Here is an 18,984-nt window from a genome sequence, read left to right as displayed (position 1 = left end):
GAGAATGAAGGTGAGTATATGTATGCAGATGCAGAAATCCTAGAATTTCAGAAAATTCTTTTGACTTTACGAAAATATGTTAGCACCGATTTGGGCAAACAAGAAATTCTAGAAATAAAACCTATAAGCGATCAATTAGAAATAGAACGTATGCTTTTGGAAGTATCTCAAGCGAAAACAATGATAGAACGATACGACGAAACACCTATGACAGGTGTTTTGAATGTGAAAGATTCAATAAAAAGAGCAAAAATCGGCTCTACACTTCAAATTGAAGAATTATTGAATTTTGTTTCTTTTATTGAAGCCGAATCCAGAAACAAAAATTACATTAAAAAAATTAAACAATTAGACATAGCATCAACTTCTCTTGATACCTATTATGAAAATATCATCCTTCACCCAAGAGTGAAAAAAGAGATTGATGCCTCAATTGATCAAACTGGTCAAATATACGATGACGCTTCACCAGAACTTCAATCCGTTCGTAAAAAAATACAAGTTACGGACAAAAGGATTTCTGAAAAGATGAATTCGCTTTTAAGAAGTGAACAAACAAAATTAACAGACACTTTAATTACAATCAGAAATAATCGTTTGGTTTTGCCTGTAAAAGCAGAATATAAGAATTCATTTAAAGGAATTATTCACGACCAATCCGCAAGTAAGGAAACGGTATTCATTGAACCAATGGCTTGTGTCGAACTCAATAATTCTCTTCAATCTTTGTATATGGAAGAACAAGATGCTATTGAAAAAATATTATATCGGTTAAGCCAAGAAGTCGCAAATGAAGCTTCAACATTAGAAGAAAATTTACTGATATTTACGACCCTTGACATCATTTTTGGTAAAGCAAAATATGCACTTCAAAATGATTGTGAATCCGTTGACATCACTTCATCAACCATCGAATTAATCAATGCAAGGCACCCATTAATTCCAAGAGAAGAGGTTGTGGCTAATACCATACATTTTCATAAATATCATACCATTGTTATTACGGGACCAAATACAGGTGGTAAAACGGTAGCATTAAAAACACTTGGATTGCTTTCTATCATGGTTCAAGCAGGATTGCTTATTCCAGTAGACATCGGTTCAAAAACGATGGTATTTTCGAATATATTTGCAGATATTGGAGACGAACAATCGATTGAACAATCTCTTTCTACTTTTTCATCTCATATTACTAAGATCATATATATCTTACGCAAATTAAGCAAAAATTCTTTAATTTTACTCGATGAACTTGGTTCAGGAACCGACCCCAAAGAAGGAGCTTCTTTAGCGATAAGTATTTTAGACTATATTCGAAAGAAAAGTGTCTTTAGTATGGTAACGACTCACTACCCAGAGCTTAAAGTATATGCTTATGATTTAGAAGACACTGTAAATGCTTCTGTGGAATTTGATATTGATTCTTTGAAACCTACCTATCGACTTCAAATTGGAATTCCTGGAACTTCTAACGCACTTGATATCGCTTTAAGACTTGGGCTAGAAAAAGAAATTATTGAAAAAGCTAGAACGATTTCTTTATCCTTTGATAATGAAACGTCTAATTTGATAAAGAAATTGGAACGTCAAAGCATAGAACTTCATGATGAAATTAAACAATACAAAGAAGAAAAACAAAAAGTTAAAGAAAAAAATGATCAAGTGGATCAATTAATTGCTTCGACAAAAATCAAACAAAATCAATTAATAAAAGACTTAGAGCATGAAAAAAGAGTGGCAATTGAAGAAGCTCAAAAACAAGCATATGAACTGATTAATGAATTAGATGAATTGAAAAAAACAGCGAATTTTAAAGAACATGAATTAGCTAAATTAAAACATGATGTTAAAAATTTAAATACGCCTGCTATTAACTATCAAAAATTAAACACCAAAAAGATAAGTGTTGGCGATATTGTAAATGTTGTTCCTTATCAAAGATCTGGCATTGTTATGAAAAAACGAGGAAGTCAAGAATACGAAATTCAAATGGGCGCCCTTTCTTCTGTTTTTTCTGAAAATCAATTAGAATTTATCGAAAACAGTCCAAAATCAGAAAAAAAATCGCATGTATCGATTCACAAAGAAAGTATAGCAAGAGTCGAATTGGATTTACGTGGAAAAAGATTTGAAGAAGCGATGGATTCTTTGGATAAATACATCGATGATTGTTTAGTTAATAATTTAGAATTTGCATATATTATCCATGGATATGGAACAGGAGCTCTACGCAAGGGCGTTCAGGAAGCTGTAAAAAAATACAAACAAATTAAAAGTTTTAGACCTGGCGGTATGAACGAAGGCGGGTCTGGAGTCACCGTTATTTATTTTAATTAAGGAGTATTTATGGAAAAATATTCTAAAAATTCAAATTTTGACTTAGACCATGGATCTTATTTAGTCGAATTTAGTGCAAAATGGTGCGGGACTTGCCGTAAAGTAAACAGAACACTTTTAGAAGTTGAAAAAGATGTTTTTTTGAAAGTAATTCAAATCGATGTAGAAGAACACACCGATTTGGCGAAGAAGTTTAATATTAAAGGAATTCCCGTTCTTTTGTATCTTGTAAACGGGAAAGAAATCTCGAGAATTAGTGGTTCTCTAGATGAAGAAGAATTTAATATGTGGTTTCATAAAGTAATAATCAAAGAATAAAATCATGGGTTTCGAGGTGAAAAAATGGATGGACTATTGTTAATAGATAAACCAACAGGATTTACAAGTCATGATATTGTAAACATCGCAAGAAAATCTTTAAGTATGAAAACAATAGGACACACAGGCACTTTAGATCCAATGGCTACTGGAGTTTTAGTTTTATGTGTTGGAAAAGCTACTAAATTAGCTAAATATTTTGTAAATCATGATAAGACATATATTGCGACCATTTTACTTGGCGTTCAAACCGATACGGATGATATCACCGGAAAAACAATCCGCGAAATTGATTCTTCACAGATTCAGTTAGACCAAGTGATACAAGTTTTAAAAACGTTTACCAAAAAACAATTACAAATTCCACCATCCTATTCTGCTATCAAAGTAGGTGGAAAAAAATTATATGAATTTGCTCGAAAAGAACAAAAGATGCCTACTGTTTTGCCAAGAGATATCGAGATATATGATATTTCAGATATTAAAGGTGTCAATTCTTCTCAAAATACGTTTGCGTTTCAAGCAACGATTTCCTGTTCAAAAGGAACTTATATTAGAGCACTTGCAAGAGATATTGGCCTTAAACTAGGTGTTGTAGGAACACTTTCATCTTTAAGAAGAACTAAGGTAGGTCAATTTCATATCGAAGATTCTTTCACAGTTGAAGATTTAAAGCTTCAAAGAACTCATTTGCTTGATGCGTTACCTTACTTAAATATGGAAAATCTAGTGCTAGATGATCAAAATGTTAAGCAAGTTGAAAATGGAGTTTTTTTACCTACAAATCTATTTTTAAAATTAGAAGACACAATTTTGTATGATTCTGTGAATCATCCTTTAGCAATTTATCGCTATGATTCAGAAAAAAACGTCATGAGAATGTCGGTGAAATTATAAATGAAAGTCATAAAATTAAGTTATAACCAAACCATAGAAGAACAAGATTTGATTTTATGTCTAGGTTTTTTTGATGGAATGCACATCGCCCATCAATTATTATTTAACCAAACACTATCTTTAGGTAAAACCAAAAAGAAAAAAACGGGACTTTTAACTTTTTCAACTCATATTTTATCTTATATCTTAGAAACACCGTTTTACTATTTAACATCCACCGAAGATAAAATTGAAATTGCAGAAAGCCAAGGATTTGATTATTTTTATATTTTAGAAGTCAATGATTCACTAATTTCGTTAACCCCGACGGAATTTATCTCTCGTTTTTTGAAAAACGCAGTTTACGTTGTTGTAGGATATGATTACACGTTTGGTAAATTTGGAAAAGGGAATGTTAACCTTCTGAAAAATCAAGACCAATTTGAGACCATCATTGTCCCTGAACTGGATTATTATAGAAAAAAAGTGGGGTCATCTCGGATTAAAAATCTATTAGAAGATGGCAAATTACATTACGCAAATACATTGTTAGGAAGACCCTATCAGATTCAAGGAGAAATAGTCAAAGGAAAAGAAAGAGGAAGACTTTTAGGATATCCCACAGCAAATTTGAATTATGAATTTTATGTATTACCTAAAATGGGCGTTTATATAACAGAAGCAATTCTTGAAGGAAAGCGATACCAAGCGATGACTAATGTAGGCGATAACCCAACATTTTTCGATCGACTTCTTACATTAGAAACACATATTTTTGGAATCGATGATTCTCTTTATGGAAAAAAAATCACAATAATTTTTAAAGAATTTTTTCGAGAAGAACTTTGTTTTTCCTCTAAAGAAGACTTGATTCAACAAATGATACAAGATGAATATCAAATTAAAGAAAAACTAAAAACTAAAGAAAAACTAAAAACGAGGTAAATAAAATGAAAAAAATTGGAAAAGCTTTTTGGATTACATTAGGACTTGGATCACTATTCTTTATCATACTTATTATACTGAGTAGCGTATTACAACTTGGAGAAAGACTGGCAACCATTACGCCATATTTAGCTTATGCCTTTTATGGAATTTCTGGAATTTTGTTCTTTCTATTAATTTTAAGACCAATTTCACTTATCGTCTTTTCACCTACCTTCTCAATGGATAGTTTGTTTACCGAAGAACAAAATGCAAAAAAGAATTTTTCGATGTATAAAAAGGTGTCCATGAATTTAGTAAACGACACGTTTTTATCTGATGATGAAAAAGCATCCATCACAGATTCTTTAAATGATCCACTTGCCTTAAAGCAGTCTCTTAGCATTGTTTTTGATAAAACCATTAAAAAAGAGTTGAATAAATTAATCGTGAAACATGCAGAAACGGTTTTTCTTTCTACAGCGATAAGTCAAAACGGAAGATTAGATTCTTTAGCAGTTATTACAATTAATCTGAAGTTGATAAAAGAACTGGTATTAAAATGCGGATTTAGACCAAGTTATTCCTCTTTAGGCAGATTGTCCTTTAATGTTTTAACTTCAGCAGTGATTGCGGAAAGTTTAGAAGACATTAATTTCAATGAAATTTTCCCTTCAAAAGGGCTCAATGCTCTTGCTGAAATTCCATTCCTTAAGACCATCATTGGCTCTTTTGCTCAAGGAGTTGGGAATGCGCTACTTTCTTTAAGAGTTGGAATCATTTGCCGAAATTACTTGTTCATGAATTTAAAAGGCGTTTCAAAAAGCCAAATTCGCAAAATGGCATTTGCTGAGGCCGTTTTATTACTTCCAAGTGTTTTAGCAGAATCCGTTAAAAAACTTCCAAAAAGATTTAAAACACTTTTTGAAAAAGTCTTTTAGGTAGCAAAAAGATTGATTTATCTACTTCACTTTGTTATAATAGAAAAAGTGAATAAAAAACATGGAGGATAGTAATGATTATAGACAAATTAAGTGGATCGAGAGTTTACTTTGAAGTAACCGTATCAAAAGAGTTATTTGAACATGCTTTAGACCACGCATTCGAAGAAATAAACCTAAAAACAGAAATAAAAGGATTTAGAAAAGGAAAAGCACCTCGCGAAGTGTATGAAGCAAAATTCGGAGTAGAGTCTCTTTACGAAGAAGCAGTAAATCATGCATTACAAGATAGTTATTATGAAGCGATTACCGAAAACAATCTTGAAGTGGTAGCTCAGCCTAAAATTGATTTAGATTTCAACTCAGTAAAACGAGGAGAAGATTTCACGTTTAAAGTTACGGTAGCTGTAAAACCAGAAATCGTTTTAGGCGACTACGTTGGACTTGAAGTGAAGAAAATAAGTGAAGAAGCAACAGAAGCTGAAATTCTTTCTGAAATCGATAAAGCATTAGAAAAAAATGCGGAAATGGTTTTAAAAGAAGATGGAATACTTGAACTTACCAATACAGCTGTTTTTGATTTTTCAGGGTCAGTCGATGGAGAAAAATTTCCTGGTGGAACTGCCGAAAATCACGAATTAGTAATAGGATCAAACCAATTTATTCCTGGATTTGAAGATCAAATGGTAGGGATGAAACCAGAAGAAGAAAAAGATATCATTGTAACATTTCCTGAAGAATATCAAGAAAAAAGTTTAGCTGGAAAAGAAGCTACTTTTCAAGTAAAATTACATGAAATTAAACAAAGAAAGCTTCCAACGTTAGATGAAGACTTTGTAAAAGAATTAAACATTGAAAAGGTTTCTACGGTTGAAGAATACAAAAATCATCTAAAAGAAAACATTGAAACAAGTAAAAAACAACAAAACAAAAACAATTTAATTTCAGTTGTTATTGATAAAGCTGCAGAGAATGCAACGTTTGACGTTCCAGAAGAAATGGTAAAAGAAGAAGCACATCGTATGCATGAAAATGCAGAAAAGCAAATCAAACAATATGGACTAGATTTTGATACCTACTTACAATACATGGGTAAAACAAAAGAAGTTTATGATGAAGAAATTGCCAAAGAAGCTTTAAGAACACTTCGTCAACAATTGGTCATTGAAGCCATAGGAAAAAAAGAAAATCTTGAAGTAACAAAAGAAGAAATCAATCAAAAATATGAAGAAATAGTTGAACAATACAAAAGTCAAAATGTAACGTTAGAGCAAGCAAAAGCTGCGATTCCTGAATCAGCAATCAAAGAAGAAGTTGTTTATAAAAAAGCAATTGATTTTCTTGTAGATAACGCAAAAATTGTTGAATAATTCTTAGCTTAATATATAAAATCCTGATTCAGAATGAAAGTACCTACTTTTATCAATGATTTAGGATTTTTTTCTAACCGAAAAACAGTCATTTTTTTTGTAGAATATTGAAAACTATGATAAAATAGTAAAGAACAACAAAAAAGATATTGATTTTTAGACATTCATAAGTATAAAAGAGGTGAAGACATGTACGAAGCCAATACAATTTTTTCCGATAGACTCCCAGTAGTCCCAGTAAGAGGTGTGATTTTTTTACCTGGGTCAGATGTTCGAGTTGAAGTAGGACGAGATTTTTCCAAAAACGCAATTTTTGAAGCTGAAAGTAACCGAGATGGCTACGTTCTTTTAGTCTTTCAAGAAGATCCAGAAATTCTAGAACCTGAATTTGAAGACTTCATCGAAGTCGGACTTTTAGCACGCATTTCAGTTAAAATTAAACTTCCAAATGGAAACTTTAAAATTAAATTTGAACCAATCACAAGAGTCACGTTAAACGATTTGATTGTTAAAGAACCTTTTTATTTAATCGATTTTACATCTTTGGTTTTAAGAAATGAAAATTTAGATGAAGAACAAGTTCTTCTAAAAATGGTTTCCAAAGAAGCCCTTGAAAACGCAACCTTTTTGTTTCGCGATTCTAAAAAAGTATTGGATGCAATGCAAGGTGGAATTACAAGTGATAAACTATGTGATTTAATTGCTTCAGAACTTCGCATTTCCGAAAGCGAACGCATCAAATATTTGAGAACCATTTCCATAAACAAACGTCTTCAATACATTTTGCAAGACATTGAAAAAGAAAAGAATTTACAAACCATCGAATCCAAAATCAATGAAAGTGTTCGTAAATCAGCAGATCAAAATCAAAAAGAATACTATTTACGCGAAAAAATGAGAGCGATTCAAGAAGAACTTGGAGATTCCAAACAAGACGATGCTCAAAAACTATTGCAACAAATAAACGATTCAGATATGCCAGATCACGTAAAAGACAAAGCGTTAAAAGAATTAAAACGTTATGAATATTTATCCGCTAATTCTAGTGAATCTAGCGTTGTAAGAACCTATTTAGAAACCTTGATTTCTATTCCATGGCAAAAAGTAACTGATGATGAAAAAGACATAAACGTTGCCATTGATAAATTGGAAGCTTCCCACTACGGACTTGACAAAGTAAAAGAACGAATTATTGAATATCTATCCGTAAAAATGTTAACAGGGAAAAATCCACAAACTATTTTGTGTTTATCTGGTCCTCCAGGAGTAGGTAAAACAAGTTTAGCTAAATCAATTGCCAACGCATTAAATCGTCAGTTTGTTAAAACAAGCCTTGGTGGTGTACACGATGAAGCAGAGATAAGAGGACATAGAAGAACATACGTTGGAGCCCTTCCAGGAAGAATTATTAATGGAATGATTAAAGCGAAAGTGGCTAACCCTATCTTCTTGATTGATGAAATTGACAAACTTGTCATGAACGAAAGAAACGATCCATCTTCAGCACTTTTAGAAGTGCTAGATCCGGAACAAAATCAATTTTTTAGCGACCATTACGTCGAAGAAGATTATGATTTATCCAAAGTAATTTTTATCGCAACTGCAAACTATTTAGAAAACGTTCCTGCACCTCTTCGAGATCGTATGGAAATTATTGAATTAAGTTCTTATACTGAAATAGAAAAATTTTATATTGCAAGAAAATTCTTAATAACAAAACAAATAGAAGGACACGGACTCGATCCAAGTAAATTAATTATCACTGATGAAGCCATTCATATTATGATAAAAGAATATACAAGAGAAGCTGGTGTGAGACAACTTGAGCGTTTATTTGGCTCTATTGTCAGAAAAGCTATTAAAGAAATCTTAGTAAATAAACTAAAATCTGTTCAAATAGATAAAGAAACGATTCCCAATTTTTTAGGAAAGCCTTTATTTCATAACAATCAAATTCAAAAAGAAGATATGATTGGAGTGGTAACCGGCTTGGCTTACACGATGGCTGGTGGAGATACTTTAGACGTTGAAGCTACCTTCTATGAAGGGAAAAACAATCTAGTATTAACTGGTAACCTAGGAAACGTTATGAAAGAATCTGCTATGGCGGCTCTATCTTACGTTCGAAGCAATGCTGAAATGCTTCACATCGAACAAAATACATTTGATAAAGCCGATATTCATATCCACGTCCCAGAAGGTGCCATTCCAAAAGACGGACCTTCCGCAGGCGTTACGATAGCTACTGCTTTGATATCGGTACTATCTAACCGAAAAGTTGATCGCTTTGTAGGAATGACAGGTGAAATTACTTTAAAAGGAAGAGTATTACCAATTGGTGGATTAAAAGAGAAAGCCATTGCTGCTTCTAGAAGTGGTCTTAAAAAAATAGTCATACCAAAAGGAAATGAAAAAGACATTGATGATATTCCAAAAGAAGTAAGAGATGTTTTAGAAATAGACTTTGCTGAGACACTCGATGATGTTTTAAAAGTTGCATTAAAGTCCTAAAAATAAGCCATCCATTTTCAAGGATGGCTCTTTTCTTTAGAGAAATTATAAGAGAGTTTAAAAACATAATATTTTCAAATAAAAACTTTTAGAGTTATTTCTTTCTATCTCTTATAAAGCATGATATAATAATATAAATTCAAAGAAGGAGCAATAAAAATGGTTCTAAAAGAAGAATTTATCGCTGAGGCAAAACGTTGCTTAAATTGCAAACACAAACCTTGTGTTGAAGCTTGTCCTGCTCATAATCCGATACCTGAATTTATGAAAAAAATTCAAATTGAAGATTTTGAAGGAGCAAGAGATTTATGGCATACTACTTCAAATTTACCTGAAATTTGTGGAATTCTTTGCCCGCATGAATCTCTTTGCGAAGGACATTGCACACTTGAAAAATTGAACAAACCACTTCGAATCGGTTGGCTTGAAAAAGAAATAGCTTTGTTATTTAAAGATAAAGTTGATATTCCTTTAAGAAAAATCAATCATCGACATTTAGTGATTGGTCTTGGACCTGCAGGAATTGCGAACGCATTAAAAATGGCAGAATACGGATACATTGTTGATGCCATCGACGCAGATGATTCCTTGGGAGGAGCCATTTATAAATTTGTTCCTGATTTTCGCTTTAATCAAACCATTCTTAAAAATTATATGACTCGTTTTAAAGAGTTACAGATTAATGTTCAGTATAATACAATGGTTGGAAAAGACATCTTTTTAGAAGATTTAATGAAACAATACGATTCGATTTTTATATCTGCTGGACTTGATTTACCTTTTGAAGTCGATATAGAACAAGAAGATGTCAGGATTTATTATGCCATTGAATTATTAAACAAAGAACTCTATCAATATGAAGACTTAAAAAATGGGTTAGGTCATAAAATCGGAATTATTGGACTTGGTGATGTTGCGGTTGATATGGCAAGAACGCTAGCACGTCTTGAAAAAGAAGTGCATATTATTTACCGTAGAACATTAGAAGAAGCACCAGCAACAAGAAAAGAAGTTTTACAAGCGATAAGTGAAGGGGTAATGATTCATGAATTATTTGGACCAATTTCCTTTAAAAAAGGACCTCAAACAAAAATCCTAGATTGCGATAAAACCTGTTTAATTAAAGATTTGAAATCGAATAGAAGTAAAGTAGTTGTTCTTCCAAATGAGAAAGTTCAATTTGAACTTGATGAGTTAATTTTTGCAACCGGACAAATGAGTAGTGATACCGTATTTAGAGGTTCAAAATTGTTGCTTGACCCTTTGAAAGGTCCTTATTTTACAAATTATGAAAACATATTTGTAGGCGGAGATCGGGTGAATGAATTTAAAAGAATTGTTGATGCAATGGTTTCTGGACTTGAAGTTGCGAAAATCATTAAAGGAGATTCATGAAAAAATTAACTGTTAAAAAAACGCTATTATACTTAATTGGATTGACTTTACTTGGTGTTTGCGTAACGTTAATTCAACAGACTAATCTTGGAATGAGTACTTGGGATGCCTTTTATCGTAATCTATACGTTGGAATCCCTTTAGAATATAAATACTTAAATCCCATTGTGTCTGTTTTTTTAATTACCTTTGCCTACTTGCTTCAAAAACGAAAAGCGAGTTTATGGATGCTGTTTCCACTTGTGATAAGTTTTTATGTGGGAGTAGTCATTGATACGTTATTGTTAGTTGTTCCAAGCGTTACAGAGGCAAGTGTTTTATGGAACCTTGGGTATTTAGCAGCTGCTTTAATTGTTTGTGCCATAGGATTAAATTTAATTTTATATTGCAAATATCCACTACCTGCCTTAGATGAACTTTGCTTAGGCATTAGTCAACGCTTACACACAACCTTCGGAAAAGGAAAACTAATTGGTGAAGGAATTGCCTTAACACTGACGATTATTGTTGGAATATTGTTTTCTCACTATTCAGTTTGGTTTTATATTGGACCAACCACAATCATCTTTGCCTTGTTAATTGGATATATGGTTGATTTGTTTCATCGAATTGCGCTTTTAATTAAAACAAAACTCTTTGCTTAGCTTTTCTATTTGGCAAAGTGATCATTAAGTATTATAATAAGAATAAAGTAATTTTGAAAATGTTTTATTTATCTTGATGAACATTAGGATAATTAAAATATTTTTTTAAGGAGAATATGATGAAAATTGAAATTTTTTCAGATGGAATGCAAAGAAGAGATATAAACAAAGAAACCTATCGAGTTGGTTGTAGAGCGATTATTCAAAATAAAGATTTGATTTTACTTGAATATGTGAACAAATTAGATATTTATACCTTGCCTGGTGGTGGACTTGAACCAAACGAAACATTAGAAGAGTGCTTAAAAAGAGAAGTATTGGAAGAAACGGGATATCATGTAGATATCATTAGGCCAACCGTAACCGTTTATGAATACTTTATCGATTCCACTTGGGAAAATCACTATTTCTTATGTTCACTTGCCTCAGAACAACAAGACGAACTAAACCTAACAAAAGAAGAAATGAAAAACGGTCAAGAATTATCATGGATTTCAAGCATTGATGCGCTTTTTCTGTTTGATTCTTATGAAAGCACCAATTTATATGGACAAAACATTTTATCGCGTGAATTTATCGGTTTAATGAATAGCATTTAACTCCTAAAGTTTTAGGAGTTTTTTTTGTCTTCAATCTAAAAATATGATATAATGATTTTGTATTTAACCATCATGTGAGGAGTACCCTTATGATTCTTAGAACTTTTGATTTATTGAATTATCTAAGGTGCAGAAGATTTGCAGCTTTAGATTCAATAAGAAGATTAAATCAGACCACTAATTCTAATGAAACCAAAAAAGACTCTTTTACCCAAAATAAAATAAATTCTTTTTACCCCGTCATTGAACCTGAAGAAGAACTATTAAATTCAAACGAGGAAAAAGAATCCAATCATTTTACGTTATCTGCTACTTATTTAAAATATTATCAAATTGTACAAACCCTTTTAAAACAGAAATATACAAATGAAGTGTTATCAACCGAACAAGACTATGAATTTTCATTTCGAAACGATATCACCCTTTCTATCCATATGGATTTTAAGATTGAAACCGCACATTTATCTCGTTTTTTAACCCTTAGCATGTCTTCATCGACAGAATTTTTAAAACTAAAGTATCATATAAATAAGAAAAAAAGCAATTTGTTTTATCAAGATAATCAAGGGATATATCATGTATCTATGCCGATAATCAATACAGATGATCTCACAAATTACTATGATAAATTTAAAAAAATTACAAACAGACATACCGATTTAGGAAGAATGGTATATGACTTGGCGTTTAAACAATTTGTTTTGAAGCGATTGTATCCAAATACATTAATGAATCAATATCTTATTTTAGTCCATTCGGATTACGTATATGATGGGAATGATTATACACTTGATTTCGTCAAATTATTTGATTTCACCGAAGTCATAAATTCCATGCAAGAAAAAATGGAATCCGATTTGTATCGGATGATTAATCACATTGAATTAAGAGACGATTCACGTTGTTTACTAGTGAAAAACGAATGTTTAAAAGGAACTTCATTTCAGTGTGAATTCGTGGATTATTGTTTCTCTCATGTTCCAGAAACCAATTCCTTGTTTGCCTATTTTAGTCAACATGTAGGTTTTAAAGAAGGACCTCATAAAAGTGATATTCTTCATGATACTTACGACTTAATCAACGAAGGCGTCGTTGATATGTTAGATATTCCAATATCTTGGCTTCAAAGAGAAAAAAACTTGATGCAACGTTATTGTGTTGAAAACGAATATACTTATTTAAATAAGAAAAAAATAACAGCTTATATTAAAACATTGAAATATCCACTTATCTTTCTAGACTTTGAGGCTTACCCCTCTTTGCTCCCAAGATTTTACGGAGAAACACCCTATACCCAAAGTGTATTTCAATTTTCAATTCATATCCAAAATGATCCATCCATCAAAGACAAAAATTTATTGATTCATCATGAATTTTTGTCAAAAGATGATGCCGATCATCGAGAAGAACTTGTGGATCAATTACTACTTTCGATTCCAAAAGGAAATTCAAATATCATTGTGTATAATGAAACGTTTGAAAGAGGACGTCTTTTGGAACTTTCCCTCCTTTTTCCAAAACAGAAAGATAGGCTACTAGAAATTAGTTCGAGATTGTTTGACCTTCTTAAAGTCTTAAAAACAGACATCGATTTTTACATTGGTCTTGGGTTTTCAAAAGAAGAAGCTGAAAGATATAATTATTATCATCCTTTGCTTTCAGGAAACTATTCTTTAAAAAAAGTCCTACCATTATTTGACAAACCTTACTATGATACTTTACCAATTAATAATGGCGTATTAGCTTATACCAATTATGCCCTTCTGCCATTATTATCCGAAAAAGATAAAAAACAAACAATTAAAAATCTTTTGAATTATTGCAAACAAGATACCTTATCGATGTTTTCAATCCTAGAAGGAATCAAAAAAATGCTAAAGTAAATAATTCTTGCATCTTTAAAGTAAATATGTTATAATAATTTTCGCGCCTAGACCTAAAATTAGCGACACTCCGACACTATTTTTGGATGTAGGTAAGTTAAAACAAAGGAGGAAACAAAAATGGCATTAACAAAAGAAAGAACAAAGGAAATTGTTAAAGAATATGGATTCAAAGAAGGGGACACTGGTTCTCCTGAAATCCAAGTTGCACTTTTAACAGAAGAAATTCAAGTTCTAAATGAGCATTTAAAAGTACACAAACATGATTTCCATTCAAGACGCGGTCTTTTAATGAAAGTAGGTAAGCGCCGTAGCTTACTGAAATATTTACAATCCGTATCGCTTGAAAGATATCAAGTGCTTATTCAAAAACTTGGATTACGTCGATAGCTAACTCGAAGCACCCAATCTTTTGGGTGCTTATTCTTTGAGAATAAAGTTTAAAAAAACGATTAAAATTATGGTATAATTACATTGAATAATCCCATAAATTATGAAAGAGGTATATATATGAGTGAAAAAAGAGTATTTGAAAGAGAATTTTGTGGAAGAAAATTAATTGTCGAAGTTGGACAACTTGCCAAACAAGCTACTGGAGCTGCACTTGTGCGGTTTGAAGACACTGCTGTCTTATCCGTATGTGTTGTTGGAAAAGAAGCAACTACCTTAGATTATTTTCCCTTAATGGTAATGTATCAAGAAAAATTGTATTCCGTCGGTAAAATCCCAGGAGGATTTTTAAGAAGAGAAGGTAGACCAACTGAAGCAGAAACATTAGCTTCAAGAGGGATTGACAGACCAATTCGCCCTTTATTTGATGATGACTTTAGAACCGAAGTTCAAATAATCAATACCGTAATGTCCGTTAACCCAGATCATTCTCCAGTTATGACTGCTTTATTTGGTTCTTCTTTGTCCTTAGGACTTGGTGGAGTTCCATTTAATGGCCCAGTAGCTGGCGTTATTGTAGGATTAATTGATGGAGAGTTTATTTGTAACCCAACGGCAGAACAACTAAATGCTTCGACGCTTGATTTAACCGTCGCAGGAACTAAAAATGCGATAAACATGGTAGAAGCTGGCGCAAAAGAAGTAGATGAAGATGTAATGCTAGACGCCATAATGTTTGGGCATTCTAAAGTACAAGAACTCGTTTCTTTCCAAGAAGAAATCATTAAAGAAATGGGAAAACCAAGAATGGAAATTGAACTGGTTTCTGTTCCAGAAGACATTCGTTCTCAAGTCTATCAATTAGAAGATAAAAGAATTATTGCTGCCATTTCCGTTCATGAAAAAATCGCAAGACAAGAAGCAATTCAAGCGATTGAAGATGAAATAAGAGACACTTTAGCAATCAAATTTAAAAAAGATGGTTTAGACAAAGACGAAGTCAAAGAACAACTTAAATTCGTTGATAAAGTTTTAGAAGAGATTTTAGTTAAAGAAGTAAGACGTTTAATTACAGTCGATAAAATTCGCCCAGATGGTAGAAAAGCAGATGAAATTAGACCTTTAGAAGCTGAAGTTGATTTGTTTGAAAGAACACATGGTTCTTCTTTATTTCAAAGAGGACAAACCCAAGCCTTAGCTACCGTTACATTAGGGGCTTTAAGAGAAGCTCAAATCATTGATGGTGTTTCCATTGAAGATGGCAAACGCTTTATGTTGCATTATAACTTTCCACAATTTTCTGTTGGATCAACAGGAAGATATAGTGGACCAGGACGACGTGAAATCGGCCATGGAGCTTTAGGAGAAAGAGCCTTACTTCAAGTCATTCCTTCCGAAGAAGAATTCCCTTATACGATTCGAGTTGTATCAGAAATTCTAGAATCCAATGGATCATCTTCTCAAGCAACTATTTGTGCAGGTACTATGGCATTAATGGCTGCAGGAGTTCCTTTAAAATCTGCAGTGGCAGGAATTGCAATGGGACTTGTTAAAGAAGACAAAAACTACACAATATTAACAGATATTCAAGGTCTTGAAGATCATTTTGGCGATATGGACTTTAAAGTTGCTGGAACAAAAGATGGAATCACGGCTTTGCAAATGGACATTAAAATTTCTGGAATCACCAAAGAAATCTTTAAAGAAGCATTGCTTCAAGCAAAAAAAGCAAGACTTGAAATACTTGAAACCATGCTGAAAGCAATACCAAAAGCTCGTACTGAACTTTCGGTTTACGCTCCTAAAGTTAAAATGATGATGGTTTCTCCAGATAAAATTCGTGAAATTATCGGAAGTGGTGGAAAAACCATTACCGCAATCATCGAACAATGTGGAGATGTTAAAATTGATATCGAACAAACAGGCCGCGTTATTTTAATGCATGAAAATAGTTTCTTTATTGACAAAGCCATTAAAATGATTGAAGCCATTATTCGTGAAGTTGAAATTGGCGAAGTCTATACAGGTACCGTAACAAGAGTTGAAAAGTTTGGATGCTTCGTTGAATTATGGCCAGGCCAAGAAGGCTTAGTTCATATTTCTAAACTTGCAAAAGAACGTGTAAATAACGTAGAAGACATTGTAAAACTTGGCGATTCAATTACCGTTAAAGTAATCGGTGTCGATGACAAAGGCAGAGTAGATTTATCAAGAAAAGCTGTTTTAGAAGACATAAAAAATTAAATAGAAATAATCAAACCATCGGGTAATCGAGCAGGAAACTGTTAGGAAAGTCCATGCTAGCACAGGCTGAGATGCTTGTAGTGATTGCGCTAAACAAACCAATAAGTTTAGGCACCCTTAAAAGGTGACGGCGAAGAAATGGATGTTAAAGGCCAAAGTATTCATAAAGTGCCACAGAGACGACTCATATAAAATATATATGAATGAAACGAGGTAAACCCCACAAGCTAGAAACCCAAATTTTGGTAGGGGAACGGTTGATGGATAAATGAATCTAATCGACTGACGGGAAACCGGAGATAAATGATTGCCACGTATTTATACGGACAGAACATGGCTTATAGATGGTTTGATTTTAAAAAGCATATAGATGATATATGCTTTTTTTTCTTCAAAATGCGAATCAATCATTATTGAAAGACATCTTTTGGATAAAAAAATGATGATTTTTGACATAAATGAAACAGTAATTGTTTTTCACGAGTTAGCATTTATTTCAGCTTTGAAGAATATTGAAATTCAAATCAAATCAAACGAGGAATAAAGCCGTTTTTAGTTGAAAGAAACGACATAATATAGTACAATAATATCACCAATATAAAAGGAGGTTTGCTGAAGTGATTCCAATTGATGAATTAAAGCAAAGGCAAAAAAGAATCCGCAATTTTTCGATTATCGCACATATCGATCATGGCAAATCGACTTTAGCGGATCGAATCTTAGAAATGACCAATTCCGTTTCCATGCGAGATATGAAAAATCAAATTTTAGATTCAATGGATTTAGAAAGAGAACGAGGCATCACCATCAAACTAAATTCCGTTGAATTAAAATATCTTGCAAAAGATAACATCGAATATATTTTTCATTTAATTGACACGCCAGGACATGTCGATTTTACTTATGAAGTATCAAGATCTCTTGCGGCTTGTGAAGGAGCTATTTTAGTAGTAGATGCCTCTCAAGGTATTGAAGCTCAAACACTTGCCAATGTCTATCTTGCTTTAGATAATGATTTAGAAATTATTACCGTTATCAATAAAATTGATTTGCCAAGTGCCAACCCAGAAAAAGTAAAAAAAGAAATAGAAGATACCATAGGACTTGATGCAAAGGATGCAATACTTGCTTCCGCAAAAGAAGGCATTGGCATCTATGATATTTTAGAAGCCATTGTAAAAAAAGTTCCTATTCCTAGAGGAAACATCGATGAACCTCTTCAAGCATTAATCTTTGATTCATATTATGATGCATATCGAGGAGTTATTCCTTTGGTCCGAATTGTGAACGGAATCATTCAAAAAGGAGATTCCATTCAAATGATGGCCACAAGTGGCATCTTTGAAGTGACTGATTTAGGAGTTTATACTCCAAAAGAAGAAACAAGAGACTACCTTGCAGCAGGAGATGTTGGTTGGCTTAGTGCTACCATTAAAAATATCGAAAAAGTTCACGTAGGAGATACCATCACCCATTCTGTTAGTAGAGCGTTACACCCTCTTCCAGGATATAGAAAATTAACACCCATGGTTTATTCTGGAATTTACCCAGTGGATGCAGACGATTATGAAGATTTAAAAGATTCCCTTGAAAAACTTAAATTGAGCGATGCTTCCTTGATTTTTGAACCGGAATCGTCTCAAGCGTTAGGGTTTGGTTTTCGAATTGGCTTTTTAGGAATGCTCCATATGGAGATTTTTCAAGAGCGAATTGAAAGAGAATTCCAACAAAATGTTATTGCGACTGCTCCAAGCGTTAATTACAAAGTTAATTTAACGGATAACACAACCATAGAAATCGATAATCCAGCAATGATGCCTTTGATTCAACGAATTAAGTCTATCGAAGAACCGTTTGTCAAAGCTACCATCATTTCACCAAGTGAATACGTTGGAAATATTATGGAACTTTGTCAATACAAACGTGGAATCTTTAAAGACATGACCTATATCAGCGATATTCGAGTTGAAATTATTTATGAAATGCCTTTAAATGAAATCATCTTTGATTTTTTCAATCGTTTAAAATCAAATACGAGAGGATACGCTTCTTTTGATTACGAACTTATTGGCTATCGTCCAGGAAAACTAATCAAAATTGATATTTTACTAAATAGCGAACCCGTGGATGCGTTAGCATTTCTTGTTCATCAAGACTTCGCTTATGAACGTGGAAACAAGATTTGTCAAAAATTAAAAGAGTTAATTCCAAGACAACTATTCGAAATCCCAGTTCAAGCCGCCATCGGAACCAAAGTAATAGCTCGTACTAACATTAAAGCCATGCGTAAAGATGTTTTAGCTAAATGTTATGGTGGAGATATCTCTCGAAAGAAAAAGCTCTTAGAGAAGCAAAAAAAGGGAAAGAAACGTATGAAATCTGTTGGATCCGTTGAAATACCTCAAGCAGCCTTTATGTCGGTTCTATCGCTTGAATCTGATAAATAATATTCTTAAATAAAAGCAACCAATCGATTATTGGTTGCTTTTTTAATAACAAGAATCGTTTATCAAGGTGAATCACGTGTTTTTCATGTATATCGCTATACTTTA

Annotated in this window: 15 protein-coding genes and 1 other RNA gene; all 16 read left to right on the top strand. The window is 32.6% G+C overall.

Annotated elements, in window-relative coordinates:
* The first annotated feature begins 18 nt into the window (after nt 1-18).
* The 16 genes from KJ971_06435 (at nt 19) to lepA (ending at nt 18,879) form a co-directional block, all read left to right on the top strand.
* On the top strand, nt 19-2,337 hold the full coding sequence (locus tag KJ971_06435; protein MBU1145472.1) for an endonuclease MutS2: 2,319 nt from the start codon (nt 19-21) through the stop codon (nt 2,335-2,337).
* A 9-nt stretch (nt 2,338-2,346) separates the two neighbouring features.
* Complete coding sequence (locus tag KJ971_06430) at nt 2,347-2,655, top strand: thioredoxin family protein (protein MBU1145471.1); 309 nt, start codon at nt 2,347-2,349, stop codon at nt 2,653-2,655.
* A gap of 24 nt (nt 2,656-2,679) precedes the next feature.
* Nucleotides 2,680-3,552, top strand: a complete 873-nt coding sequence (gene truB, locus KJ971_06425) for a tRNA pseudouridine(55) synthase TruB (GenBank protein ID MBU1145470.1) — start codon at nt 2,680-2,682, stop codon at nt 3,550-3,552.
* Nucleotides 3,553-4,476: a bifunctional riboflavin kinase/FAD synthetase gene (locus KJ971_06420; GenBank protein ID MBU1145469.1), complete on the top strand. Its 924-nt coding sequence runs from the start codon at nt 3,553-3,555 to the stop codon at nt 4,474-4,476.
* 5 nt (nt 4,477-4,481) lie between these two features.
* Nucleotides 4,482-5,396 (top strand): YcjF family protein, encoded by a 915-nt coding sequence (locus tag KJ971_06415; protein ID MBU1145468.1) that lies wholly within the window; start codon nt 4,482-4,484, stop codon nt 5,394-5,396.
* A 74-nt stretch (nt 5,397-5,470) separates the two neighbouring features.
* A complete protein-coding gene (gene tig / locus KJ971_06410) occupies nt 5,471-6,766 on the top strand; it encodes a trigger factor (protein ID MBU1145467.1) in 1,296 nt (431 codons plus the stop codon).
* A 189-nt stretch (nt 6,767-6,955) separates the two neighbouring features.
* Nucleotides 6,956-9,277, top strand: a complete 2,322-nt coding sequence (gene lon, locus KJ971_06405; GenBank protein MBU1145466.1) for an endopeptidase La — start codon at nt 6,956-6,958, stop codon at nt 9,275-9,277.
* Nucleotides 9,278-9,436: 159 nt separating this feature from the next.
* Nucleotides 9,437-10,672 carry an FAD-dependent oxidoreductase gene (locus KJ971_06400; GenBank protein ID MBU1145465.1) on the top strand — a complete coding sequence of 412 codons (1,236 nt, stop codon included), beginning with the start codon at nt 9,437-9,439 and terminating at the stop codon, nt 10,670-10,672.
* Nucleotides 10,669-11,316 carry a hypothetical protein gene (locus tag KJ971_06395; GenBank protein MBU1145464.1) on the top strand — a complete coding sequence of 216 codons (648 nt, stop codon included), beginning with the start codon at nt 10,669-10,671 and terminating at the stop codon, nt 11,314-11,316. Before KJ971_06400 ends, KJ971_06395 begins: the two co-directional genes overlap by 4 nt.
* Nucleotides 11,317-11,462: 146 nt before the next feature.
* On the top strand, nt 11,463-11,915 hold the full coding sequence (locus KJ971_06390) for an NUDIX domain-containing protein (protein ID MBU1145463.1): 453 nt from the start codon (nt 11,463-11,465) through the stop codon (nt 11,913-11,915).
* 89 nt (nt 11,916-12,004) lie between these two features.
* A complete protein-coding gene (locus KJ971_06385) occupies nt 12,005-13,798 on the top strand; it encodes a DUF2779 domain-containing protein (GenBank protein MBU1145462.1) in 1,794 nt (597 codons plus the stop codon).
* 120 nt (nt 13,799-13,918) lie between these two features.
* Complete coding sequence (gene rpsO, locus KJ971_06380; protein MBU1145461.1) at nt 13,919-14,188, top strand: 30S ribosomal protein S15; 270 nt, start codon at nt 13,919-13,921, stop codon at nt 14,186-14,188.
* A 120-nt stretch (nt 14,189-14,308) separates the two neighbouring features.
* Complete coding sequence (gene pnp, locus KJ971_06375; GenBank protein ID MBU1145460.1) at nt 14,309-16,432, top strand: polyribonucleotide nucleotidyltransferase; 2,124 nt, start codon at nt 14,309-14,311, stop codon at nt 16,430-16,432.
* A 14-nt stretch (nt 16,433-16,446) separates the two neighbouring features.
* Nucleotides 16,447-16,778: RNase P RNA component class B (gene rnpB / locus KJ971_06370), an RNA gene on the top strand.
* 24 nt (nt 16,779-16,802) lie between these two features.
* The gene (locus KJ971_06365; GenBank protein MBU1145459.1) at nt 16,803-16,976 is read left to right on the top strand and encodes a hypothetical protein; all 174 of its coding nucleotides are present in this window, start codon (nt 16,803-16,805) and stop codon (nt 16,974-16,976) included.
* 76 nt (nt 16,977-17,052) lie between these two features.
* On the top strand, nt 17,053-18,879 hold the full coding sequence (gene lepA, locus KJ971_06360; GenBank protein MBU1145458.1) for a translation elongation factor 4: 1,827 nt from the start codon (nt 17,053-17,055) through the stop codon (nt 18,877-18,879).
* The last annotated feature ends 105 nt before the right edge of the window (nt 18,880-18,984 follow it).

The organism is Bacillota bacterium (genome assembly GCA_018818595.1).
Lineage (GTDB): Bacteria > Bacillota_I > Bacilli_A > Izemoplasmatales > Hujiaoplasmataceae > JAHIRM01.
This window is presented reverse-complemented; position numbering and strand designations above follow the sequence as displayed.